This is a genomic window from Pseudomonas sp. E45-MNA-CIBAN-0222, assembly GCF_040310405.1.
GTDB lineage: Bacteria > Pseudomonadota > Gammaproteobacteria > Pseudomonadales > Pseudomonadaceae > Stutzerimonas > Stutzerimonas stutzeri_AC.
On sequence record NZ_JBEOPU010000016.1, the window covers coordinates 1 to 22322 of the forward strand.

Here is a 22322-nt window from a genome sequence, read left to right on the forward strand (position 1 = left end):
AACATCAAAAACACCAACGCCCCGAACCAGTCGGGGCGTTGGATTTGCCTATCTTCAGTGCGTTTTCACACGCTCTGGTTCGCCGGGGCTTTTTCGTTCTAGCGCGCCAACGCTTTCTCAACTGCAGCGATCAGGCGCGGATCATCCGGCGTCACCTTGCTGGAAAAATGCTCGACGACGCGCCCTTCCCGATCGACCACATACTTGTAGAAATTCCAGCGCGGCGCCTTGCCCGCTTGTTCGGCAAGCTCGCGGAACAGCGGTGTAGCGTTTCGCCCGCGCACGGGCTGAGTCTGGGTCATGGTGAAGGTCACGCCGTAGTTCACGTAACACACTTCTGCCGTCTCGGCCTCGTCGTCGGCCTCTTGGAAGAAGTCGTCCGAAGGAACGCCAAGCACCTCCAAGCCGTCGTCCTTGTAGCGTTGATAGAGCGCTTCGAGCCCCTTGAATTGCCCAGTGAATCCGCAATGGCTGGCGGTATTGACTACAACCAGGGCCTTGCCCTGGAACTGGCTGCACAGATCGACGGTTTCCTTGGAACGCAGCTTGGGCAGCTCGTGCTGCAGCAGGGCCGGGCATTCGGCGGCAACTGCCGAGGCGCCGGCAAAGGCCAGCATCAATGCCGCCAGTGGACGAGTGATATTCATGGCCAGTTCTCCGGTCGCGGGCTCACAACGCTACTCCGCAGCGGTGGCCAGGACAATGCCCGTGCAGGCCGAAGCGCGTCCGGTCAATCACAGCTCGGCCAAACTGCAATATGATGCGCCCCAGCCGCTCAGCATTGAACGAGGCCGCATGCATCCATCTCGAGCACTCCGCTACGCACTGATACTCCTCCTGCTGCCCTTCGGCAGTGCCTTGGCGGCGCAGGTACAGGTGGCCGTCGCCTCCAATTTCACCGCTCCGATGCAGGAGATTGCAGCACGCTTCGAGCGTGACACAGGCCATCAGGCACGCCTTGCCTTCGGCGCCAGCGGGAAGTTCTACGCTCAGATTCGCAATGGCGCGCCATTCGAGGTACTGCTTTCAGCGGATGACACCACGCCGCAACGGCTTGAGCAGGAAGGCGCGGCCGTACGCGGCAGCCGCTTCACCTATGCCGTAGGGCGGCTAGTGCTGTGGTCGCCGGTATCCGGGTGGGTCGAGGATGGCCCTGCTCAACTGAAGGCCGGCGATTTCCGTCACCTCGCCGTGGCCAATCCGAAGACCGCGCCCTATGGCGCTGCCGCCGTGGCCACACTGGAGCAGCTCGGCCTTGCCGAAACGCTCCGCGGTCGATTGGTGCAGGGTGAAAACATCGCCCAGACCTACCAGTTCGTCGCCAGCGGCAACGCACAACTGGGGTTCGTTGCGCTGTCTCAGGTGGCGAAGGATGGCGAGATCACCACCGGCTCGGGCTGGATCGTGCCCACCGACTATCACGCGCCGATTCGTCAGGACGCCGTGCTGCTGGCCAAGGGCAAGGACAATCCGGCTGCCAAGGCTTTGATGGATTACTTGGCCCAGCCGCAGATCCGCGAGCTGATCCAGTCCTACGGCTACGGGCTGGAGTAGCCGCATGCCGCTGGACAGCGTCGACCTGGCAGCAATCTGGCTGACCTTCAAACTGGCCAGCGTGACCACGCTGATCCTGCTGCTGATCGGCACGCCCATCGCCTGGTGGCTGGCACGCACCCCTTCGCGCATGAAGGGTCCGATAGGGGCCGTGGTCGCGTTGCCGCTGGTACTGCCGCCGACTGTGCTCGGCTTCTACCTGCTGGTGGCCATGGGGCCCAATGGCTTCATCGGCCAGTTCACCCAGAGTCTTGGCCTGGGCACCCTGCCCTTTACCTTTGCCGGGTTGGTGGTCGGTTCGGTGTTTTACTCGCTGCCGTTCGTGGTGCAACCCCTGCAGAACGCCTTCGAAGCCATTGGCGAGCGCCCACTGGAAGCCGCCGCTACGCTGCGCGCCGGCCCCTGGGACACTTTCTTCAGTGTGGTTCTGCCACTCGCCCGTCCCGGTTTCATCACCGCCAGCATCCTCGGTTTCGCCCATACCGTCGGCGAGTTCGGCGTGGTGCTGATGATCGGCGGTAACATTCCGGGCCAGACGCGCGTGGTGTCGGTGCAGATCTACGATCATGTCGAAGCCATGGAGTATGCCCAGGCGCACTGGCTGGCTGGCGGCATGCTGCTGTTCTCATTTCTGGTGCTGCTGGTGCTTTATGGCAGCCGGTTGAAGCAAGGGTGGCGCGGATGAGCGACGCTGCAAGCAACAGCGGAATCCAGGCACGTTTTCACCTCGACTATGCCGACTTCAGCCTGGACGTCGATCTGCAATTGCCCGGCCGTGGAGTGACCGCGCTGTTCGGTCACTCCGGCTCGGGCAAGACCACCCTGCTGCGCTGCGTGGCGGGCCTGGAGCGCTCAGGTCGGGGCGAGCTGACCGTCAATGGCGAGCATTGGCAGAACAACGCGCAGAACCTGTTCGTGCCACCGCATCGCCGCTCAATCGGTTATGTGTTTCAGGAGGCAAACCTGTTCGCCCATCTGTCGGTGAGGCGCAATCTGGAATTCGGCATGCGTCGCGTAGCGGCAGCGGAGCGCCGTGTTGTCTTGGATCATGCGGTGGAACTGCTGGGCATCGATCACCTGCTCGAGCGGATGCCGGATCGGCTTTCCGGCGGCGAGCGCCAGCGTGTCGGTATCGCCCGCGCGCTGCTGACCAGCCCGCGCCTGCTGCTGATGGACGAACCGCTGGCCGCGCTCGACCTCAAGCGCAAGAGCGAGATCCTGCCTTATCTGGAACGCCTGCACGACGAGCTGGATATCCCCGTGCTCTACGTCAGCCACTCGCCGGACGAAGTGGCGCGGTTGGCCGATCACGTGGTGCTGCTGGAACAGGGCCGGGCCATCGCTCAGGGCGAACTGCGCGAGACCCTGGCGCGGCTTGACCTGCCAACCGCCTTCAGCGATGACGCCGGCGTCGTGGTGGAGGGCGAGATCGCCGGCCACGACCCCCACTACCACCTTACCCGGCTGACCTTTCCCGGCGGCGAAGTGCTGGTCTCGCAGCGCCCGGAAGCCCTGGGCCAGCGTCTGCGCTTTCGTGTGCATGCCCGCGACGTGAGCCTGGCGCTGCAGCGCGCCGAAGGCAGCAGCATCACCAATCTCCTGCCGGCGCGGGTCGAGGCCATGGTCGCGGCCGATACACCGGCGCACGTGCTGGTCCGCCTCGATGCCGGCGGCACACCGCTGCTGGCGCGGATCACCCGGCGTTCGGCGGACCAGCTGGCCATCACGCCCGGTCAGGCGCTGTGGGCGCAGATTAAGACGGTGGCGCTGCTGGGCTGAGGCGGGTCAAGCCTCGGCCGGTTCCGGCAGCTTGGCGATGACCTTGATCTCGAACTGGAAGCCGTAAAGCCAGGTAACCCCGACCGCGGTCAGCGTCGGATGCGGCGCAGCGCCCCAGTATTCAGGAACAACGCTCCAGACCCGCTCAAAGATCGATTGTGGATCGACCATGAACACAGTGACGTCGATGACGTCGTCAAAGGTGCAGCCAGCAGCCCCGAGAATCGCGTTCAGGTTATCGAAGGCGCGCCGGACCTGCGCCTCCAGCTCCGGTTCGGGTGAGCCGTCCTCGCGGCTGCCGACCTGGCCGGAGACGAACAGCAAGCCATTGGCACGGATGGCCGGGGAATAACGATTGCGCTCGTAGAGCGCCTGGCGGCCAGGCGGAAAAACAACGTCACGCGGTGTCATGTGCAACCTCCAGCAAGGGTCGGAGCGACCCGTTGAATGAAGGCCTCACTGTAGAAGTCGCAAGGCGCTGGATAAACGCGCCAGGTCGCTCAACACTATTTGCATAATCCAAACAATCCGCGGGAGTTCAGATGGACCGTTTCGATGCGATGCAGGCCTTCGTTCGCGTGGTGGACACCGGCAGCTTCACCAAGGCCGCCGAGACCCTGCGCATCAGCAAGACCAGCGTCACCCAGCAGGTCCAGCAACTCGAGGCGCGGCTTCGCGTCAGGCTGCTCAACCGCACCACGCGCAAGGTCAATGTGACCGCCGACGGTGCCGCCTATTACGAGCGTGCCCTGCAGCTGCTGGCGGATCTGGACGACGCCGAAACCAGTCTGTCCGCCGCCGCTGCAGTACCGCGAGGACGCTTGCGCGTGGATGTCCCCAGCCCACTGGCGCGGATGATCCTGATTCCGGCATTGCCGGCCTTTTATGCGAAGTATCCGGACATCCAGCTGGACATGGGTGTCAGCGACCGGCGGGTGGACCTGATCGGGGAGAACGTGGACTGCGTCGTGCGTGGTGGGGAGATCACCGACCAGTCACTGATAGCCCGCCACGTCGGCGACCTGCGCCTGGGCGTCTATGCGGCACCCGGCTACCTCGAACGCGCCGGCGTGCCGACACACCCGAGCGAGCTGGAAAACAGCCACCACCGTGTCGTCGGCTTTCTCTGGGCGCGCACCGGCAAACCGACGGCGTACGTCATGCAGCGACAGGGCGAGCAGGTTCAGGTGCACGGCCGCTACGCGCTTGCCGTAGACGATGGCAACGCCTGCCTGGCCGCGGGGCTGGCCGGGCTGGGCATCATCTGGCTGCCGGAGTACATGGCCAGAACGCACCTGGCCAACGGCGAGCTGTTGCCACTGCTGGAAGACTGGCGGCTCGACGAAATGCCGCTGTATCTGGCATTCCCACCGAATCGACACGTCAGCGCCAAGCTGCGCGTGTTCATCAATTGGGTCATCGAACTGATGGCGCAGCATGCGCCCGTGCTCGACCGTCGGCCGGTGGCCGACCGCTAGAGCTGCAGCGCCAGCCCTATCAATACCATGCACTCCACCAGCTCCAGCAGCGCGCCGGCGGTATCGCCAGTGGTGCCGCCAAGCCGGCGCAGCATGGCGCGACGCGCCAGCAGGAAGGTCACGGCAGCCAACGACAGGGCGATCAGCCCGCTGCTGCCGAACAGCAAACAACCCACCGCGACCAGCGCGAGTACGCCACGCGCCCCGCCGTGTGGCAGATTCGCTGCCAGCGCATGACCAAGGCCGTTGGGCCGCACATACGGCGTCAAGAGAAACAGCGCTGGCAGCGCGGCCCGCCCCAGCACCGGCGCCAGCAACAGTGCGGAGTACTGTTGCGCCTGGAGCAACGCCAACAGCGCGCTGAATTTAAGCAACAGCAAAAGCACCAGAACCACCACGGCGACTGGGCCGCTGCGCGGGTCCTTCATGATTTGCAGCGTGCGCTCGCGGTCGCCGAAGCCACCCAGCCAGGCATCAGCGCTGTCGGCCAGCCCATCGAGGTGCAAGGCGCCGGTCAGCGCAACCCAGAGGGTGAGGAGCAAGGCCGCCTGTAACAGCGGCGGCGTCCCATCCAGTACAAATGCGGCCAGACAGAGCAACGCGCCGAGCAACAGACCGACCACGGGGTAATACAGCAATGAGCGCCCCTGCTGCTCGGGCTCCGGCATTGCCGGCAAGCGGATCGGCAGGCTAGTGAGAAATTGCAGGGCGATCAATAGCGGCAGCATCGGCAGGTCCTATTCCTCGACGCCCGCCGCACAAGCGTCGAGCGGCAGCAACTCGCCGTGGGCCACCACCACATCCAGCAGCCGCTCCCTTGGCAAGCCCCGCGCGCGCGCCAGCAGCAGGCGCATCACGCCGGCATGACAGATGACCAACAGTCGCTGACCGGCAAAGCGCTGCCTAAGACAGTCGATGGCAGCCAGCACGCGCGCTTCGAACTGCACCAGCGGTTCGCCACCGGGTGGCGTAAAACCGTAGGGATCGGCCCAGAACAGGCCGAGCGCCTCGGCATTGTCCTGCATCAGATCGGCGGCGCTACGGCCTTCCCAGTCGCCAAAATGCAACTCGCGCAGGTCCGGCTCCAGCTGCAGCGGCAACCCCTGCTGTACGGCCAGCACCCGCGCGAAGGCGGCACAGCGCTGCAGCGGCGAGCTGACCAGCACGTCCCAAGGGCCGGCAAGTGCCACCGCATCGCGCATCTGCTGCCAGCCGTGAGCGGTCAGGGCGTCGTCGAGACTGCCGCGAAAGCCACCGCCCTGCTCGGTCTCGCCATGGCGCAGCAGATCGATGCGCGTGATCATGCAGATCGGTCCGACACTGCGGCTTCAGCGAACGTCGCCATGTCGTTGTGCAGCGCGCAGGCCTGCTGCAACAACGGCACCGCCAACGCCGCCCCGCTGCCTTCACCCAGGCGCAAGCCGAGATCGAGCAACGGCACGGCACCGAGCGCTTCCAGGACGGCCAGATGACCAGGCTCGGCAGAACGATGGGCGAAAATCAGCCACGGCCGACAGGCCGGATTCAGCCGCACCGCACAGAGTGCGGCAGCGCTGCAAATAAAGCCGTCGACCAGCACCGGAACACCCAGCTGCGCGCAGCACAGATAAGCACCTGCCAAGGCCGCAATTTCGAACCCGCCTAGACGGCGCAAGGCTTCCAGCGGCTCGCCACAGTGCGCAGCATGCAACCGGACTGCGCTCTGGATCACCTGAATCTTGTGGCGAACGCCGGTCAGATCGAGGCCGGTGCCCGGCCCGACCAGCGTCAACGGCGAGCGCGGCAGCAGTACGGCGGCCAACGCGCTGGCGCTGGTGGTATTGCCGATGCCCATTTCGCCACCGATGAACAGCTGGGCAGAACCTTCCGCAGCACGCTGCGCACTGTCGCGGCCGGCTGCAAGGGCCATACGCAATTGTTCGCCGCTCATTGCCGCTTCGCGAATGAAGTTCGCCGTGCCAGGGCCAAGGTGCAGGTGATTTACGCCCTCCAACTGCAGCGGTTCCACGGTGCCCAGATCGATTACCTCCAATGGCGCACCCAGGCGTCGCGACAACACGCTAAGCGCAGCGCCACCACCGACGAAGTTGCGCAGCATCTGCCCAGTCACTGATTGCGGATACGCCGAAACCCCCTCTTCCACCACCCCGTGGTCGCCGGCGAACACACTGACATGCACACGCTCGACTTGTGGGCGCTCACTGCCCTGCATGGCCGCCAGCAGCACCGCCAGACTTTCGAGCTGACCAAGCGCGCCGCGCGGCTTGGTCAGCTGATCTTGGCGCGCCAATGCCTGGCCGCGAACGTTTTCGTCCAACGCTCGGCAAGTCTCGTTCCACCAATCGTGCATTACTGCGCTCCTTTCAATGTCATCGGCAGCCCGGCGACCATGAAGGTCACCCGCTGCGCCCGTTGCGCAACGGCCTGGTGCAGCCAGCCGGCCTCGTCCACATAGCGGCGGGTCAGCTCGCCCAGCGGCACCACCCCGAAACCCGTCTCGTTGCTGACCAGCAGGATTCGCCCTGGCAACCCATTCAGGCATTCGAGCAGGGCATCACGCTCCTCGGTGAGGCGCGCCGGGTCGTCCAACATCAGCAAGTTGGTCAGCCAGAGGGTCAGGCAGTCGACCAGCAGGCAGCGCTCTGCGGCAGCCTGCTCGCGCAGTACCCGCGCCAATTGCAGGGGTTCTTCGACCAGTGTCCAGTGCGCCGGGCGCCGCTCACGGTGATGGGCGATGCGTTCGGTCATCTCGCCATCCAGCGCCTGGCTGGTGGCGATATACGTAACCGCCAGGCCGCTTTCGGCAGCCAGGCACTCGGCAAAGCGGCTCTTGCCCGAGCGTGCGCCGCCAAGGATCAGTTCAAGCATGCTCAGCCTCCCAGCCCGCAGAGTCGGCGCAGGCGCGCGGTATCCAGATGCGTCTCGACCAGGTCGGCGAGGCGCCCGATGTCACGCTCGCGCAACCCGTGGTAATCGACGGTGTGCACCGCCTCGAGCCCAGCCCAGCGCAGCAGAGCGGCACAGGCCTCGGGCCCTTCGAACAAGCCGTGCAGATAGGTGCCGAGAATCTGGCCATCGGTGCTGACGGCACCATCGCAGCGTCCGTCGTCGAGCCGCACGGCTGGCTGCTCGAGGGCCGGGCCGTTGCTGACGCCGGCATGGATCTCGTAGCCACTGACTGGCACGCCTTCCGGCAGCAACCGGCCCTGCACGTTAAGCAGCTGCTTGTCGGTCTCAAGAACCGTGTCGAAATCCAGCAGCCCAAGCGCCTCGCTCTCCCCCGCCGGACCTTCCAGCCCGAGTGGATCGGCAATGCGCGTGCCGAGCATCTGCAGGCCGCCGCAGATGCCCAGCAATTTGCCGCCGTAGCGCAGGTGCTTCCGGATCGCCCCTTCCCAGCCGTTGGCACGCAACCACGCAAGGTCGGCGCGCACGCTTTTCGAGCCGGGCAGGATGATCAGATCGGCAGCCGGGATTGCTTGCCCAGGACCGACAAATTGCAGATCCACCTGCGGGTGGAGGCGCAACGGATCGAAATCGGTGTGATTGCTGATGCGCGGCAGCACGGGCACCACCACCTTCAGCGTCTCGCCGGCCTTGCCGGACTGGCGCACGTCGATGGCGTCCTCCGCTTCCAGATGGAAATCCATCAGATACGGCAGCACGCCCAGCACCGGCTTACCGGTGCGCTGCTCCAGCCAGTCGAGGCCGGGCTGCAACAGCGCGATATCGCCGCGGAAGCGGTTGATGACGAATCCCTGAACCCGCGCCTGCTCGCTTTCCGAGAGCAACGCCAGGGTGCCGACCAGATGGGCGAACACGCCACCCTTGTCGATATCGGCGATCAGGATCACCGGACAGTCCACCGCCTCGGCGAAACCCATGTTGGCGATATCGCCGGCGCGCAGATTGATCTCCGCAGGCGAGCCTGCGCCCTCGACCATCACCACGCGATAAGCCGCGGACAGCCGGCGGTGGGACTCAAGTACCGCCTGCATCGCCACGCGCTTGTAGTCGTGGTAGGCAACGGCATCCATGCTGATTACCGCGCGGCCGTGGATGATCACCTGGGCACCGATGTCGCTGTTGGGCTTCAGGAGCACCGGGTTCATGTCGGTGTGCGGCGCAAGGTTCGCCGCCTGCGCCTGTACTGCCTGAGCCCTGCCGATTTCGCCGCCGTCGGCGGTCACTGCGCTGTTGAGCGCCATGTTCTGCGGCTTGAACGGCACCACCGCGACACCCTGGCGAGCCAGCCAGCGGCACAGCGCAGTCACCAGCGTGCTCTTGCCGGCGTCGGAGGTAGTGCCCTGCACCATCAGCGTGGTCATGGGTGTTGCTCCCGGAAGGATTGCAGCGCCTGCTCCAGCCGCGCCCAGCCGACATCGGTCGGCAGGCCGAAGCGCACGCTGGAAGGCTGAGCGAAAAGCCGCGTAAGAATGCCGCGACGGGCGAGAAAATCGTGCAGCAGCGCAGCGTCGTCGCTGACCCACCATTGAAACAGCGTGCAGCCGCCCAACGGCGTCAGATCATGGCGCCGCAATAAGTCAGCCAGGCGTTGGCCATCGCAATGCAGGCATTCGCGCTGCCGCTGCTGGGCCTCTACATCGGCCAATAAGGTGCTCCCCAGCTGCCGCGTCGGCCCGTTGACCGTCCAGGGTCCAAGCAGCTCGGCAAGCGCTCGCAGCAGGCCGGCATGAGCCAGAACGAAGCCCAGCCGCGCGCCCGCCAGGCCGAAGAACTTGCCGAACGAACGCAGTACGACAAGCCCCGGCAGGTGGCTGTGTTCAGCCAGGCTATGCTGCGGCATGCAGTCCATGAACGCCTCGTCCACGACCAGCCAGCCACCAAAGGCCGCCAGCTCGCTGCGCCACTCCAACAAGCGCTGGGGCGCGATCAGTTGACCGGTGGGATTGTTCGGGTTGACCACCACCAGCACATCGAGGTGGTCCAGGGCACGCGGCACGCTGGCCTCGCAGAGTTCGACAACGCGATGACCGGCGCGACGCCAGGCCTCGGCGTGCTCGGCATAACAGGGAGAGATGATGCCGACCCGCGCCGAACCGCGCAGCCGTGGCAACGCCTGGATGGCGCTCTGCGAACCGGCCACGGGCAATACCGCACGCGCGCCGTAATAGTCCCGGGCCGCAGTTTCCAGACCATCATCGGTTTCAGGCAGGCGCGCCCAGGCGCTACTGGAAATGCTCGGCAACGGCGGATGGTACGGTGCTAGGCCGGTGGATAGATCGAGCCAATCCGATAGCGGGATGGCATAACGCTGTGCGGCTGCTCGTAGACGTCCGCCGTGCTCAAGCATAAAGCCAGCCCCCGAACAGCAAAGCCAGCAGCCAGACGCCGACACCGCCCCAGACCAGGTCGAGGGCATGCTCGATATGACGCGCTTGCGCTGGCTTGCCACGACCCAGCTCGGGACGCGCATGAACTTCACCGTGATAAATAGCGGAGCCGCCCAACACCACACCCAGCGCCCCAGCTCCAGAAGCCATTACTGGCCCCGCATTGGGGCTGTCCCAGAGCGGGGCCTGGGTGCGCCAGCAACGCAATGCGCGGCGAGTTCTGCCGAGCAGCGCATAGGTCAGGGCGACCAGCCGGGCCGGCACATAGTTGAGCACATCGTCGATGCGCGCCGCGGCCCAGCCGAAGCGCTCGAAGCGCGCGTTGCGATAGCCCCACATAGCGTCCAGCGTATTGCTCAGGCGATACAGCACCACACCGGGCGCGCCCGCGATGATGAACCAGAACAGTGCCGCGAACACGGCATCACTGCCGTTTTCCAGCACCGACTCGGTAGCCGCACGGGCCACGCCCTCCTCGTCCAGCTGCGTGGTGTCACGGCTGACGATCCAGCCAACGCGGCGTCGCGCCTCGGGCAGGTCGTTTCGCCACAAGGCGTGGGCCACCGGCAACACATGTTCGCCAAGGCTGCGCAGCCCAAGTGCCAGGTAGAGCAGCACAATCTCAACCAGCCAGCCGACGCTGGGTAACAGGCTGAGCAGCCAGGCCAGCAGCGTCAGCGGCAGCACCGCCAGGCACCAGGCGGTTACCCCATGGCTGCGCCAACCGCGCGCCGCCGCACCATTGAAATGCTGCTCCAGACGATCGGCCAGGCGGCCAAAGGCTACCAGTGGATGCGCCCGTTTCGGCTCGCCGAGCAACGCATCCAGCAGCAGGGCCGCGGCAACGGTGAGGAATAGACTCACTCAGACCTCTGCGCGCAGGCGCGAATCAGTGCATGTAACTGACGTACACCGTCGGTGAGTACCGCCGGACCGGGGTTGAGGATCTCCGGCGACTTGATCTCATGCAGCTGACCATCGCGCACGGCCGGAATTGCCTGCCAGCCAGCTCGGGCCGCGACCTGTTCCGCGCGGAAGCGCCGCCCGCACCAGGACCCGATGATCAGCTCCGGCGCGCGGCGCACCACTTCCTGCGGATCTTCGATGATCCTGTCCTTGGCGCGCTTGAATTGCGCCAGCTCGGCGAAGCAGTCCTCGCCACCGGCCAGTTCGATCAGCTCGCCGACCCAGCCGATGCCGGATATCAGCGGCTCGTTCCACTCCTCGAAATACACCCGCGGCCGGCGCGGCAAAGTCGCCGCGCTGTCGCGAATAGCGTCCAGCCCCGCCTGCAACTCATCGATCAGCGCCCGGGCACGCTCGCCGGCGTGCACCAGCGCACCGAGGGTCTCGATCATGCGCAGAATGCCGGCAACATCGCGTTGGTTGAACAAATGCACCTCCAGCCCTTCGCGCGCCAATTCGGCGAGCATATCGCCCTGCAGGTCGCTGTATCCGAGCACGAGGTCTGGCTCGAGAGCAAGGATCTGTTCGTGCTTGACGCTGGTGAAACCGCTGACCTTGGGCTTCTCCTTGCGTGCCTGCGGTGGGCGCACGGTGAAGCCGGAGATGCCGACAATGCGCGCCTGCTCACCCAGCAGGTACAGCGTCTCGCAGGTTTCCGTGGATAAACAGACGATGCGCTGCGGCCCTTTACTCATGCCGACTCCCATCCGTTTTCAAAAACCAGTTCGTGCAGCGGCCGCGGCTGCGTCCAGCCCTCAAGCGCCAGCATCGGTGCCGGATAGAAGGCTTTGACCGGCCCTAGGCAGAGAATCGCCACGGGCTTCGCGCCAACTGGCATGCGAAGCAGCGTCCCTAGCGCGGCTGGATCGAACAGTGAAACCCAGCCCATACCCAAGCCCTCCGCCCGCGCAGCGAGCCAGAGATTCTGGATCGCGCAAGCCAGTGACGCCAGGTCCATTTCGGGTAGCGTGCGGCGGCCAAAGATGTGCTGCTCACGGTCTTCCATCAGCGCGGCGACCAACAACTCAGCACAATCCTCGATGCCCTCGACCTTGAGCCGCATGAACTCGGCGGAACGCTCGCCGAGTGCCTCGGCCGTGCGCTGGCGCTCCTCTCCGACCAGATCGGCAATGGCCGTGCGCAACTCGGGGCGTGTAATGCGGATAAAGCGCCACGGCTGCATCAAGCCAACGCTGGGTGCCTGATGCGCGGCCTGCAGCAGCCGCGACAGCAGCTCCGGCGCCACCTCGCCACCAATGAAATGGCGCATGTCGCGGCGCTCGCCGATGGCGCGATAGACCGCGGCGCGTTCTTGCGCGCTGAAAGCATGTTCGTTCATGGCCGCAACAGCGCTGCAGCCGCTGCTGGATCAGACGGCAAGTAGAAGTGAATGTAGGACGCCGTCAGCCGCCCCTTGCGATAGACCGCTTCGGCAGTGCGCTTGTAGTTCGGGCACTCGCCACGGGCCAGTGGTTCGAGCGGCGACTCCAGCTCCGAATGATGGAACGTATGGCCGCGCAGACGCCCTTCAGGCAGTGCTACTTCCTGCAGCGCCAAAGCGGTCAGGCGCTTCTGCATGCGCGCCTCGCCAGGCAGCAGACCGAGCATTTGTGTACGTTCCCCGCCCAGATCGGTCAAACCATCAAATAGATAGAGCATGCCGCCACACTCGGCGAGAATTGGTTTACCGGCTTCGTGGTGGGCGCGTATGGCGTCGGCCATGGCTCGGTTACGCGACAAGCCGCGCAGGTGCAGCTCCGGGTAGCCCCCTGGCAGATACAAGCTATCCACGGCCGGCAGCCGGGTGAAACGCAGCGGCGAGAAGAACAGCAGCTCGGCACCCAGCGCCTGCAGCAAGTCCAGATTGGCCTGATAGAGAAAGGCAAAGGCGGCATCGCGTGCAACACCGATGCGCACGCCCTTGAGCAGCGGCTCGAGTGGCGTACTGAGCGGCGCGGCGAAGCTGACCGATGGGGGCAAATCTGTATCTGCACTCAGCGCCAAGGCATCGGCCGCAGCATCCAGACGACTGTCCAGATCGGCCAGTTCCTCGGCCTGGACCAAGCCCAGGTGCCGGCTTGGCAACTCCACCTCGGCGCTGCGCGGCAATGCACCGTACCAGCGGATCGAAGGCGGAAGACTATCGCGCAAAATATCGCCATGCCGAACACTGCCGACCCGGTTGGCCAGCACACCATCGAACGGCAAGTCTGGCTGAAAGCTGCTCATTCCGTGCGCCATGGCGCCGAAGGTCTGCGCCATGGCGGAGCCGTCGATTACTGCCATTACCGGCACGCCGAAGCGCCGGGACAGATCGGCCGCCGACGGCGAACCGTCGAATAGCCCCATCACGCCTTCGATCAGGATCAGATCAGCCTCACCCGCCGCGTCCCACAACAACCGGCACGATTCCTCCTCCCCGACCATCCGCAGATCGAGCTGATAGACCGGCCGGCCGCTGGCGCGGGCCAGGATCATCGGGTCGAGAAAGTCCGGCCCACACTTGAACACCCGCACGCGCTTGCCCTGACGGCTGTGCAGCCGCGCCAGCGCAGCGGTGACCGTAGTCTTGCCCTGTCCGGATGCGGGCGCGGCGATCAGCAGCGCTGGACAGCGTCTACTGGTCATCGCGGCCTCTCGTCGGCAGCGTAGGATAGATGACGCTTTACCAACCCACCGACCACGCTGACGGTGGACGAAATAGGCGTCATCCCCCCTACGCAACGGTCCGCGAATGCCTTGAGCGCTGGCATCAAAACTCCACTCCTCTCTGCGCCTTCACCCCGGTCTTGAACGCATGCTTGATCAGGCCCATCTCGGTAACCGTATCCGCTGCCTCGATCAAACCGGCCGGCGCGCCGCGCCCAGTGACCACCACGTGCTGCAACAGCGGCCGCGACTCGATGTCGGCGAGCACCGGCTCCAGCTCCAGGTAGCCGTACTTCAGCGCGATGTTCAGCTCATCCAGTACCACCAGGCCGATCTCAGGGTCGGCAAGCAGTTCGGCCGCCACCGCCCAGGCCTCGCGGGCCTTGGCGATGTCGCGCTGCCGGTCCTGAGTTTCCCAGGTGAAGCCCTCGCCCATCACGTGGTAGCGAACCTCGTCCGGGAAGCGCCGGAAGAACGCCTCCTCGCCGGTACTGGCCGCACCTTTGATGAACTGCACCACGCCGACCTTGATGCCATGGCCGAGCGCACGCGCCACCATGCCGAAGGCCGAACTGCTCTTGCCCTTGCCGTTGCCGGTGTGCACCAGTAGCAGGCCGTACTCGTCCTGGGCTTCGGCAATCTTCTCGTCGATCAGCGCTTTCTTGCGCTGCATGCGTGCCTTGTGGCGATCATCGCGTTCGCTGGATTCGCTCATGCTCGCGCCTCATCACGCTGCTCAGCCCAGACCCGCAAGCCGACAAACAGCACCACGGCAGCACCGACATACAGCGCAAGGGTCGACAGGTAGCGCGGGTAATAGGTGGCGATGCGCTCGGCCAGCAGCGCCAGGCTCGGCTCGGGATAGCGCCCGGAGAAATAGAGGAAGCCGCCACCGGAGAACAGGTAGCAAACGAAGGCGCTCGCTATCACGCACAGCGCCAGGGTCGCCAGGCTGCTGAACTGGTCACGGTGCCAACCGGCATAGAGGCGGCCGCCCAGCCACAGCGAACCGTAGGCCGGCACCAGCATCCAGTACGCCGGCGACATGCACCAGTCGCTGACACCGGCCCACTGGATGGCGGCGAAATCCAGCAGCGAAGCCTCGAGAAACAGTGCCGGAAACACCCACTTCGGCCGCACCAGCACGCCGGCGAGGAAGAACACCGCCCAGGACGCGCTCGGCAGGTTGACGCTGGCGAAGTGCTGTCCGCGGGTCATGGCCAGCAGCGCGGCAAGCGCGAGGCCAACCAGCAGCTGGTATCTCGGGGCAAGCTTGATCATTGCAGTCTCCTTCTGTGGGCGCGGGCGACATGCCTGCGCCGCGGTCTTACAGCGCCTGGTAGCGCACGGTCAGGTAAGCGGCCTGGCCGGGCTGGTTGTAGCCCTCGGCGGTTTCGTAGTCGGCATCCAGCAGGTTGGCGACGCGCGCCTGTAGGCGCCATTCGGGAGTGATGCGGTATTCGCCACGCAGGTCCAGAGTGGCGTAGCCGGACAGCTCTTTGGTGTTCGCCAGGTCGTCATAGCGCTGGCCCTCGGCGTGCAGACTGGCGCCGACGCTGAAGGCACCGAGCCGACGGTCAACGTCGAGGTTGAACAGCTGTTTTGCCCGGCGCGCCAGTTCGTTGCCGCGGTTGGCCCCGGCGGAGCGGTTCTCCGGCTCCAGCAGGCTGTAGTTGGCGTTCCAGTCCCAACCGAACAATTGGCTGCCGAGCACCAGCTCGACCCCGCGGATACGCGCTTGCTGCACGTTGGCCGGCGCGGAAATGCTGGCGTCATAGGCAATGAGGTCATCGACCACGGTGCGATAGGCATTCACCGCCCAGTGGCCCCAGCCATGCTGACCGGCAAGGCCGACCTCAAGGCTCTCGGAGGTTTCCGCATCCAGCTCGGGGTTGCCGTAGTCGGGGTAATACAGCTCGTTGAAGGTCGGCGCCTTGAATGCCGTGCCGTAGCTGATGGTGCCACGTAGCCAGTCAGTCAGCGCATAGCCGTAACCGATGTTGCCGGTGTCGTGTTGGCCGAACTGGTCGTTGTCGTCACGACGCAGCGACAGCTGCCAGTCATGGCGACCGACCTCGCCCAGGTACTGAGCGAAATAGCCGTCGTTGTCCCGGGAGTCCTCGGCATAGACCGTGGTGCCGTTGACCTCGTCGCGCTGGCGGTCGGCACCCAGGATCAGCGTATGCCCAGCGGCCAGTTCGATATCGTTCTGCCAGCTGAAAGTATCGCGACGGCTGTCGAAGCGTGAATAGAACTGCCCGTCCTGATAGGCATCGGATTTGTCTTCACTGCGCCCGGCCTGCAGCGTCACCAGCCAGCGCTCCAGCGGACTGAAGCGTGCACGGGTGCCAACAACTTTCGACACACCATCGGCATTGGCGCCGAACCCGGACGTGCGAGCCCGGTTCACGCTGTCGTAGTCGTTATGGGATTTGGCCTGCAGCAGGTTGGCGTCCAGCTCCAGACCGTTGTCGAAACGATAGCCAGCGCTCAGCGTCGCGGACAGGTTGCGATAGCCATCGGCGTCGTTTTCGTAGCCGCTGGTGCCCACCGATTTGACGTTGATGCCATCAGTATCCGAACCGCTGACGCCCAGGCTGTACCAGCCACGACCGTCGCCACCGGAAACACCGGCGCTACCGGTGTAGGTGTCATGGGTGCCGTAGCCGGCCGAGAAGAACGGTTTGACGCCCAGCCCTTGCCCTTTGCGGGTGAATATCTGGATCACCCCGCCGATGGCTTCCGAGCCATACAGGCTGGAGCGTGGCCCGCGCACCACCTCGATGCGCTCGATCAGCTCCACCGGCAGATCCTGCAAGGCCGAGCCACCGGAGGTCACCGAGCCGATCTTGATGCCGTCGATCATCACCAGCACATGGTCGGACTCAGTGCCGCGCATATACAGCGAGGTGGACTTGCCCGGCCCGCCATTGTTCGCCAGCGAAACGCCGGGCACTTGCTTCAGAAGCTCGGGCAGCGAGCTCGCCTGACTACGCTCGATTCGCTCGCGGTCGATCACCGTCACTGCCGCCAGGCTTTGCCGAGCGGTCTGCGCGGTGCGCGTAGCGGTTACCACCTGCTGTTCAAGGTCGAGAGGAGCGGCGGCCAGCTGGCCGATGGAAAAGGAGAAGCTGCCGAGCAGCACATAGGCCGCTGGCTTGAAACGGGGCTTGCAAGTCAAGGTACAGGTCTCCGTCGTGCCCACCCGCACGACTGAAAGTCGACGAAGACAGACGAAGGAACTGCAGAGGAGAAGTGAATACCGCGAAGGGTACGCACCCGCTCAGCGCCCGCCGCACTGTCAGTGAAATGCGACAGGCCGGTCTCCGGGCTTGCGAGCGTACGCCTTGCGGCGTCCCGAAACCGCACCTTCCCATGCGCGAGCACAGTGGCTATTACGGTTTCTCGACTCGCCTACCGTTGCGGGGGCAGCGCCGGAATCTTCGTAAGAATGGACCGGCTTCCCTGTTTCACCCCCTTTTGCAGGGGGCACCTGAGGCGACGCGGAGGTTAGTCCAAGGCTGGACGTGACGCAACCGCAGGGTTGTCGCAGCGCGCCGCAATTTCCGCTTGCATCTCACCGCTTGGAACGGCGGACGCCGAAAGGCTTCGAATGCAACAATGCCCCGATCAGCCAGGACCATAACCGACGCCCATGACCAGCATCGTGCAGATTTCCGACACCCATTTCGGTACCGAACAGCCTTCCGTGGTCCAAGCCCTGGAGGACCATGTCCGCGAACACCAGGCCGATCTGCTGGTGTTTTCCGGCGACATCACCCAGCGCGCGCGCCGCGAGCAGTTCGCCAGTGCAGCCGCCTTCGTGCGCCGCGTGGAGGCTGACGGGGTGAGCGACACGCTGGTGATCCCGGGTAATCACGACATCCCGTTGTATAACGTCTTCGCGCGTCTTTTCACGCCGTACGGCAATTACCGACACCACTTCGGCGATGAGCTGGAACCGGTATTCGAGAACGAAAATACGCTGGTGATCGGGCTGAATACGACCCACCCACGGCGGCACAAGGACGGTGTAGTCACAGCGCGGCAAGTTGAGCATGTGGTACAGCGCCTGGCCAACAGCGACCCGCGCAAGATCCGCATCGTGGTGGCGCACCAGCCGTTCGGCGCCATGGTGCCGAGCGACCTGCGCAATCTCCAGCATGGCGCCGAGCCGGCGCTGCAGCGCTGGGCCGAACATGGCCTGGACCTGGTCATGGGCGGGCACATCCATCTTCCTTACGTGCTTCCGCTGTCCAAGCAGTACGCCGGTCTGCAGCGCGAGATCTGGATGGTGCAGGCCGGCACTACGTTATCTACACGTCTACGCGGCACGTCACCCAACTCGTTCAACCGCTTGAAGTTGCATCCCGGCGAGCAGAAGAAGGTCTGCGTCGAGCGCTGGGATCTTCAGGACGGTCGCTTCGTGCTGGGCTCGCACTTCAACCTGAGCTGGTAATCCCGCGCTCGCGCAGCCGGCCGATCAACTCATCGACAGGCCAATCAGATAAACGCCGGCGAAGCCGATATTGAAGGCGATAAACAGGTAGAGCATGTGCCGCAGATAGCTGCCGAAGGTCAGCCCCGGCACTTTGCTCATGGCGACGATGCCAGACGCCGAGCCGATCACCAGCAGCGAACCGCCAACGCCGACCGCATAGGTCAGCACCATCCATTCAGCCACGCCCATTTCCAGCCCGGACTTGAGCAACGCGGCGGTCAGCGGCACGTTGTCGATCGCCGCCGACATCACGCCCATCAGGTAGTTGGCCATCACCGCCGGCACCTGGTCATAGATGTGTACCAGCCCGTCGAGCACGCGAATTTCCTTGAGCATGCCTACCAGCAGGAGGATGCCAAGGAAGAAGAACAGCGTCTCGAACTCAACCTGCCGCACGTATTCGAGAATCGGATCGGAGTCGTTGTCATCGCTGAAGAAACGCGCAACCAGGAACATCACCGACAAACCTGCCAGGAAAGTCAGCACCGGCGGGATCTGGAACAGGAAGTTGCCGATGATGGTGCTGAGAATGGTGCATAGGAAAATCACTGCAATCGCCACATCCACGCCGCGCACGTCGTTGCGCTGCCCCTGCACCATGACCTCGCCTTTCATACCAATCGACAACATGGCGGCAAGCACCATCACGGCGACGAAGGCAGGCAGGGCGAGCACCAGCAACTGGAGAATCGCCACCTTGCCGGCCAGAAAAATCATCAGTGTGGTGACGTCGCCGGTGATCAGCGCCACGCCCCCGGAGTTGACCGAGAAGACCACCAAGGTAGCGAACTTGATGGTCTTTGCGCGATCCAGCTGGAGCGAGAGGATCAGCGTAATTGAGACCAATGTTGCGGTGATGTTGTCAGCCAGCGACGAGAACACGAAGCAGAAGGTTGCAGTGAGAAACAACAGCGCACGCTCGCTGATTCTTCGCGGCAATACGAGATAGATCAGGTTCTCGATCATGCCCTTCTTGTTCAGATAGGCGACGAAGGTCATCGCCGCCACCAGGAATATCCACAATCCCGCGATTTCCGCGATGTTCTCGTTGAGGCTCTCCAGCACCGTTTCCCGCGCCTCGCCCGCCGGGGCGAAGATGAACAGCAGCAGCCAGGCCAGGGTGCCGAAGAACAGCGTGACCTTGGCCTTGTTTACATGGGTTATTTCTTCGAGCACGACACCAAGCAGTGCCGCCACCGCCAGTGCGATCAGCACGTACGTCAGCAATACAGGCATAACTCACCTAATGGGGAACTAAGGAAAGGGACTTGTGCACAGCGGGCTGCACACGGAGGGAAAATTGGGCAGCGCATGGTAGCCAAACACCGAGATGAGCGAAATCACCGCATGTCAAACGGAGACTATTTCAGAATGTTTTGCGAGTGAAAGGAGGCCGTTGGCAGACTGCAGCAGGGCCCAGCCTAGGGATTGCTGGCCAAGCGCTCGTGGTCGAGGACTCGCTTGGCGCCCAGGTAGTTCTTCTGCCAATAGCTGGCGGTCAGGCTGTCCAAACGTACCGTGCCGCCGGAAGACGGTGCATGGACGAAGCGATCCTCGCCAACGTAGATGCCTGCATGGCTGACACGACGGCCGCCGCTGGTAGCGAAGAACACCAGATCACCTGGCTGCAGCGCGTGGCGTCGTACGGCCGGTCCGCGCAGATTGCTCATGTCCTGGGTGGTGCGAGGCAGGCTGATGCCGGCCGCGCCACGATAGACGTAGCCGATCAGGCCGCTGCAATCGAATCCGCTGTCAGGCGTATTGCCACCCCAGCGATAGGGCGTGCCGACCAGGCCGAGCGCGCTGAACAGTACATCCTCGGCAACACCGGGTACGGGGTGAGAAGTAGTGGGTTCCTGAACGACTGGCGGTGCCGATGGCTGGCCGGCACAGGCAGCCAGCAGCGCGAAGAGAACGACAAGCGTGAGACGGGCCAGGTAATGCATCGCAGAGCGGTCCAGGCAAATGAGCCATCACTCTGCCGGCATGTGGGGCCAGACGCAACCCCCAGCAGTCGTCAACTCAGCGTTGAGCCGTGTGCGGCTCCAGATCGGTGGCCAGTGCCAGGACGCGCTTGGCTTCCATGTAGCTGGCGCGCCAGTACTTGTCATCCAGGCTGTCGACCCGAACGCCACCGCTGCGGCTGCTGGAAGCGTGGATGAACTGGTCATCACCGATATAGATGCCGGCATGGCTCACGCGACCACGACCACGATTATTGAAAAACACCACGTCGCCAGGCTCCAGCTCGGTGCGCTTGACCACAGGCGCGTCGAGATTGATCAGCTCGCGGGTAGAACGCGGCAGGTCGAGACCGGCCTCCTTGCGGAACAGAAAGCCAACGAAGCCGCTGCAATCGAAACCGCTCTTCACCGAGCTGCCACCGTAGCGATACGGGGTACCGACCAGGGTAAAGCCGCGCTCGAGGATACTGTCGGCCAGCTGCGGCAGCTGGTAATCCTGCTCGTCGGTAAGCTCGGCCAGCGACTCATCCTCACTCTTTTCGAACGAGGCGAAATCGAATCCGGCCAGGGGGTGATTGTGCGACAGCCGAGGCGATGTGATCTGCTGCTCGGTCTGTACGGGCTGTCCGGCACAAGCCGTCAGCAGGGCGATAAGTGCAAGAGGCACGAGGGGTGCGAAGCGTTGGCGCATGGGCACAGCCGTGTCGGTGATTTCAAAGTGCCCGCGACTATGCCCTCTATCGCTTCGATGATCAAATTCAATCAGACGAAATGTGACGGATTAACTGCGACAAAACGTCTGCGGCCCTTCCCTGCAGAAGCACGTCCGCCAGCGGGCTGATCTCGGTGGGTTGCAGATTCACCTCGACGACGGAGCCGCCGGCCTGACGCACCCGCCATACCGGCTCGAGGATGTAGCCGAAGCTTGCAGTGGTTCCAACCACCAGCACGGCGTCGAAGCCGACCTGCACCTGTTGCTTCAACGCAGTGAGGGCCGATTCCGGCAGCATCTCCTCGAACAGCACCACGGCGGGACGCAGCACCCCGCTGCAAATCAGGCAGCGCGGCGGCAATGGCTGATCCAGCAGCGAAGGCAGTGGACGTCGGTCGACCTTGCCGCAGCCCAGGCACGACAGCGGCGCTAGCTGACCGTGAATCTCGATCAAGCGATCGGGCGGACTACCGGCTCGGCGGTGGAAGCCATCGATGTTCTGCGTGAGCACCCAGGCCCCCGGCTTGCGCCGCTGCAGCTCGGCGATGGCGAAGTGGCCGGCATTGGGTTCGGCCTGCAGGCAGGCCCGGCCGATTTCGGCCAGGTACTTCCAGCACAACGCCGGATCACGCCGCAGCGTCGGCCCGGATAGCACCACCTCGATCGGCAGGCCGTCTTCGGTTTCGCCGTTATAGAGTCCGCCGAGGCCACGATAGGTGGGCAGCCCGGAATCGGCCGACAGCCCTGCCCCGGTGATAATCAGAATGCGCTCGGCGCCGGTTAGCGCCTGAGCGGCCTTGTCGATATCCATGAACGTCGCGAACCCCTTTCGGTGGCACTCCCCCGATCATGCGGGGAACCGATGGCCGCGTCGCGACCACGGCCATCAGCCTACGAATCGCCGTGCCTGACTGTAAAGGTGTTCGCCCCCGCTCAGGCCAGCTGGGCCTGGAACAGCACCGCGTAGCCCAACGCGCAAAACAGCCATGCTGGCAGCGGGCCGAGCAGCCAGCGCCAGCCCCACCATTGAGGCACGAAGCCGACGCCATGCACGAAGCCGGCGGAAATACCCCACATCACCAGCATCAGCTGCGGGTGACTGTAGCCGCCCTGCCCGTCCAGCATCGCCGCTGGATGGATCAGCAGCACCAGCGCCAGCGGCGAAGCCAGCAGCAGGGAAAGTACGCGGCTGGCCGGCCCATAACTGAGCCGGTGCAGGACGCCGCTCACGGCTCGGCGTCCATATCCTGCGTGGCTTCCAGCCACAGCGCGTTGATGATGCCGAAGCTGCAGGCCAGCAGCACGCCGAGAATCCAGGTGAAGTACCACATAGTCGTCTCTCCTTGGCGGGCGGGCGCGGCGGCC

26 protein-coding genes and 1 riboswitch are annotated in these 22322 nt (G+C 64.4%); of the genes, 5 read left to right on the top strand and 21 right to left on the bottom strand.

The features are described 5' to 3' along the window. Nucleotides 1-98: 98 nt before the first annotated feature. Nucleotides 99-647, bottom strand: a complete 549-nt coding sequence (locus tag AAEZ08_RS19790) for a glutathione peroxidase (RefSeq protein ID WP_003283956.1) — start codon at nucleotides 645-647, stop codon at nucleotides 99-101. A 148-nt stretch (nucleotides 648-795) separates the two neighbouring features. On the opposite strand from AAEZ08_RS19790, the gene modA reads away from it, so the two are divergent. The 3 genes from modA to modC are packed head-to-tail and all read left to right on the top strand — an operon-like array spanning nucleotide 796 to nucleotide 3333. Further along, on the top strand, nucleotides 796-1554 hold the full coding sequence (modA, locus tag AAEZ08_RS19795; RefSeq protein ID WP_221740128.1) for a molybdate ABC transporter substrate-binding protein: 759 nt from the start codon (nucleotides 796-798) through the stop codon (nucleotides 1552-1554). 4 nt (nucleotides 1555-1558) lie between these two features. Continuing rightward, entirely contained in the window at nucleotides 1559-2239 is a 681-nt protein-coding gene (gene modB, locus AAEZ08_RS19800) for a molybdate ABC transporter permease subunit (protein ID WP_003283954.1), read from the top strand. Beyond that, nucleotides 2236-3333, top strand: a complete 1098-nt coding sequence (gene modC / locus AAEZ08_RS19805; RefSeq protein ID WP_058064142.1) for a molybdenum ABC transporter ATP-binding protein — start codon at nucleotides 2236-2238, stop codon at nucleotides 3331-3333. The genes modB and modC overlap by 4 nt, the downstream gene beginning before the upstream one ends. A gap of 6 nt (nucleotides 3334-3339) precedes the next feature. On the opposite strand, the gene AAEZ08_RS19810 is transcribed toward modC, so the two are convergent. Beyond that, nucleotides 3340-3744, bottom strand: coding sequence for a RidA family protein (locus tag AAEZ08_RS19810; protein WP_003283952.1), 405 nt, complete (start codon nucleotides 3742-3744; stop codon nucleotides 3340-3342). A 131-nt stretch (nucleotides 3745-3875) separates the two neighbouring features. Here AAEZ08_RS19810 and AAEZ08_RS19815 point away from each other — a divergent pair, with 131 nt between their 5' ends. Further along, nucleotides 3876-4811 (top strand): LysR family transcriptional regulator, encoded by a 936-nt coding sequence (locus AAEZ08_RS19815; RefSeq protein WP_500124984.1) that lies wholly within the window; start codon nucleotides 3876-3878, stop codon nucleotides 4809-4811. On the opposite strand, the gene AAEZ08_RS19820 is transcribed toward AAEZ08_RS19815, so the two are convergent. The 13 genes from AAEZ08_RS19820 to btuB form a co-directional block, all read right to left on the bottom strand. Further along, complete coding sequence (locus AAEZ08_RS19820; RefSeq protein ID WP_058064140.1) at nucleotides 4808-5539, bottom strand: adenosylcobinamide-GDP ribazoletransferase; 732 nt, start codon at nucleotides 5537-5539, stop codon at nucleotides 4808-4810. The genes AAEZ08_RS19815 and AAEZ08_RS19820 overlap by 4 nt on opposite strands. Nucleotides 5540-5548: 9 nt before the next feature. Beyond that, entirely contained in the window at nucleotides 5549-6115 is a 567-nt protein-coding gene (gene cobC / locus AAEZ08_RS19825) for an alpha-ribazole phosphatase family protein (RefSeq protein ID WP_500124985.1), read from the bottom strand. After that, complete coding sequence (gene cobT / locus AAEZ08_RS19830) at nucleotides 6112-7161, bottom strand: nicotinate-nucleotide--dimethylbenzimidazole phosphoribosyltransferase (protein WP_427702433.1); 1050 nt, start codon at nucleotides 7159-7161, stop codon at nucleotides 6112-6114. Before cobT ends, cobC begins: the two co-directional genes overlap by 4 nt. Then, nucleotides 7161-7679 carry a bifunctional adenosylcobinamide kinase/adenosylcobinamide-phosphate guanylyltransferase gene (gene cobU / locus AAEZ08_RS19835; RefSeq protein ID WP_427702434.1) on the bottom strand — a complete coding sequence of 173 codons (519 nt, stop codon included), beginning with the start codon at nucleotides 7677-7679 and terminating at the stop codon, nucleotides 7161-7163. The genes cobT and cobU overlap by 1 nt, the downstream gene beginning before the upstream one ends. Before the next feature lie 2 nt (nucleotides 7680-7681). Continuing rightward, nucleotides 7682-9139 carry a cobyric acid synthase gene (locus AAEZ08_RS19840; RefSeq protein WP_427702435.1) on the bottom strand — a complete coding sequence of 486 codons (1458 nt, stop codon included), beginning with the start codon at nucleotides 9137-9139 and terminating at the stop codon, nucleotides 7682-7684. After that, nucleotides 9136-10125 (bottom strand): threonine-phosphate decarboxylase CobD, encoded by a 990-nt coding sequence (cobD, locus tag AAEZ08_RS19845; protein WP_427702436.1) that lies wholly within the window; start codon nucleotides 10123-10125, stop codon nucleotides 9136-9138. Before cobD ends, AAEZ08_RS19840 begins: the two co-directional genes overlap by 4 nt. After that, complete coding sequence (gene cbiB, locus AAEZ08_RS19850; protein ID WP_500124986.1) at nucleotides 10118-11029, bottom strand: adenosylcobinamide-phosphate synthase CbiB; 912 nt, start codon at nucleotides 11027-11029, stop codon at nucleotides 10118-10120. Before cbiB ends, cobD begins: the two co-directional genes overlap by 8 nt. Further along, complete coding sequence (locus AAEZ08_RS19855; RefSeq protein ID WP_003283939.1) at nucleotides 11026-11826, bottom strand: cobalamin-binding protein; 801 nt, start codon at nucleotides 11824-11826, stop codon at nucleotides 11026-11028. Before AAEZ08_RS19855 ends, cbiB begins: the two co-directional genes overlap by 4 nt. After that, entirely contained in the window at nucleotides 11823-12470 is a 648-nt protein-coding gene (gene bluB, locus AAEZ08_RS19860; protein ID WP_003283938.1) for a 5,6-dimethylbenzimidazole synthase, read from the bottom strand. Before bluB ends, AAEZ08_RS19855 begins: the two co-directional genes overlap by 4 nt. Continuing rightward, a complete protein-coding gene (locus tag AAEZ08_RS19865) occupies nucleotides 12467-13759 on the bottom strand; it encodes a cobyrinic acid a,c-diamide synthase CobB (protein WP_003283937.1) in 1293 nt (430 codons plus the stop codon). The genes bluB and AAEZ08_RS19865 overlap by 4 nt, the downstream gene beginning before the upstream one ends. A gap of 124 nt (nucleotides 13760-13883) precedes the next feature. Beyond that, on the bottom strand, nucleotides 13884-14495 hold the full coding sequence (gene cobO / locus AAEZ08_RS19870; protein ID WP_003283936.1) for a cob(I)yrinic acid a,c-diamide adenosyltransferase: 612 nt from the start codon (nucleotides 14493-14495) through the stop codon (nucleotides 13884-13886). After that, on the bottom strand, nucleotides 14492-15061 hold the full coding sequence (locus tag AAEZ08_RS19875; protein ID WP_003283935.1) for a hypothetical protein: 570 nt from the start codon (nucleotides 15059-15061) through the stop codon (nucleotides 14492-14494). The genes cobO and AAEZ08_RS19875 overlap by 4 nt, the downstream gene beginning before the upstream one ends. A gap of 46 nt (nucleotides 15062-15107) precedes the next feature. After that, nucleotides 15108-16961: a TonB-dependent vitamin B12 receptor gene (gene btuB / locus AAEZ08_RS19880; protein ID WP_500124987.1), complete on the bottom strand. Its 1854-nt coding sequence runs from the start codon at nucleotides 16959-16961 to the stop codon at nucleotides 15108-15110. 119 nt (nucleotides 16962-17080) lie between these two features. Further along, nucleotides 17081-17292, bottom strand: a riboswitch (cobalamin riboswitch). A 143-nt stretch (nucleotides 17293-17435) separates the two neighbouring features. On the opposite strand from btuB, the gene AAEZ08_RS19885 reads away from it, so the two are divergent. Continuing rightward, nucleotides 17436-18239, top strand: a complete 804-nt coding sequence (locus AAEZ08_RS19885) for a metallophosphoesterase family protein (RefSeq protein WP_003283933.1) — start codon at nucleotides 17436-17438, stop codon at nucleotides 18237-18239. Between the two features lie 24 nt (nucleotides 18240-18263). Here AAEZ08_RS19885 and nhaD read toward each other — a convergent pair whose 3' ends face one another. The 6 genes from nhaD to cydX all read right to left on the bottom strand — a co-directional run bounded on the left by nhaD (nucleotide 18264) and on the right by cydX (nucleotide 22288). After that, on the bottom strand, nucleotides 18264-19517 hold the full coding sequence (nhaD, locus tag AAEZ08_RS19890; protein WP_003283932.1) for a sodium:proton antiporter NhaD: 1254 nt from the start codon (nucleotides 19515-19517) through the stop codon (nucleotides 18264-18266). A gap of 185 nt (nucleotides 19518-19702) precedes the next feature. Next, nucleotides 19703-20227: a C40 family peptidase gene (locus AAEZ08_RS19895; RefSeq protein WP_003283931.1), complete on the bottom strand. Its 525-nt coding sequence runs from the start codon at nucleotides 20225-20227 to the stop codon at nucleotides 19703-19705. 76 nt (nucleotides 20228-20303) lie between these two features. Then, on the bottom strand, nucleotides 20304-20936 hold the full coding sequence (locus AAEZ08_RS19900) for a C40 family peptidase (RefSeq protein ID WP_279641271.1): 633 nt from the start codon (nucleotides 20934-20936) through the stop codon (nucleotides 20304-20306). A 67-nt stretch (nucleotides 20937-21003) separates the two neighbouring features. Further along, nucleotides 21004-21768, bottom strand: a complete 765-nt coding sequence (locus AAEZ08_RS19905; protein ID WP_500124988.1) for an NAD-dependent deacylase — start codon at nucleotides 21766-21768, stop codon at nucleotides 21004-21006. 122 nt (nucleotides 21769-21890) lie between these two features. Next, the gene (locus AAEZ08_RS19910) at nucleotides 21891-22187 is read right to left on the bottom strand and encodes a cyd operon YbgE family protein (protein WP_500124989.1); all 297 of its coding nucleotides are present in this window, start codon (nucleotides 22185-22187) and stop codon (nucleotides 21891-21893) included. Then, on the bottom strand, nucleotides 22184-22288 hold the full coding sequence (gene cydX / locus AAEZ08_RS19915) for a cytochrome bd-I oxidase subunit CydX (RefSeq protein WP_003283925.1): 105 nt from the start codon (nucleotides 22286-22288) through the stop codon (nucleotides 22184-22186). The genes AAEZ08_RS19910 and cydX overlap by 4 nt, the downstream gene beginning before the upstream one ends. Nucleotides 22289-22322 lie beyond the last annotated feature (34 nt).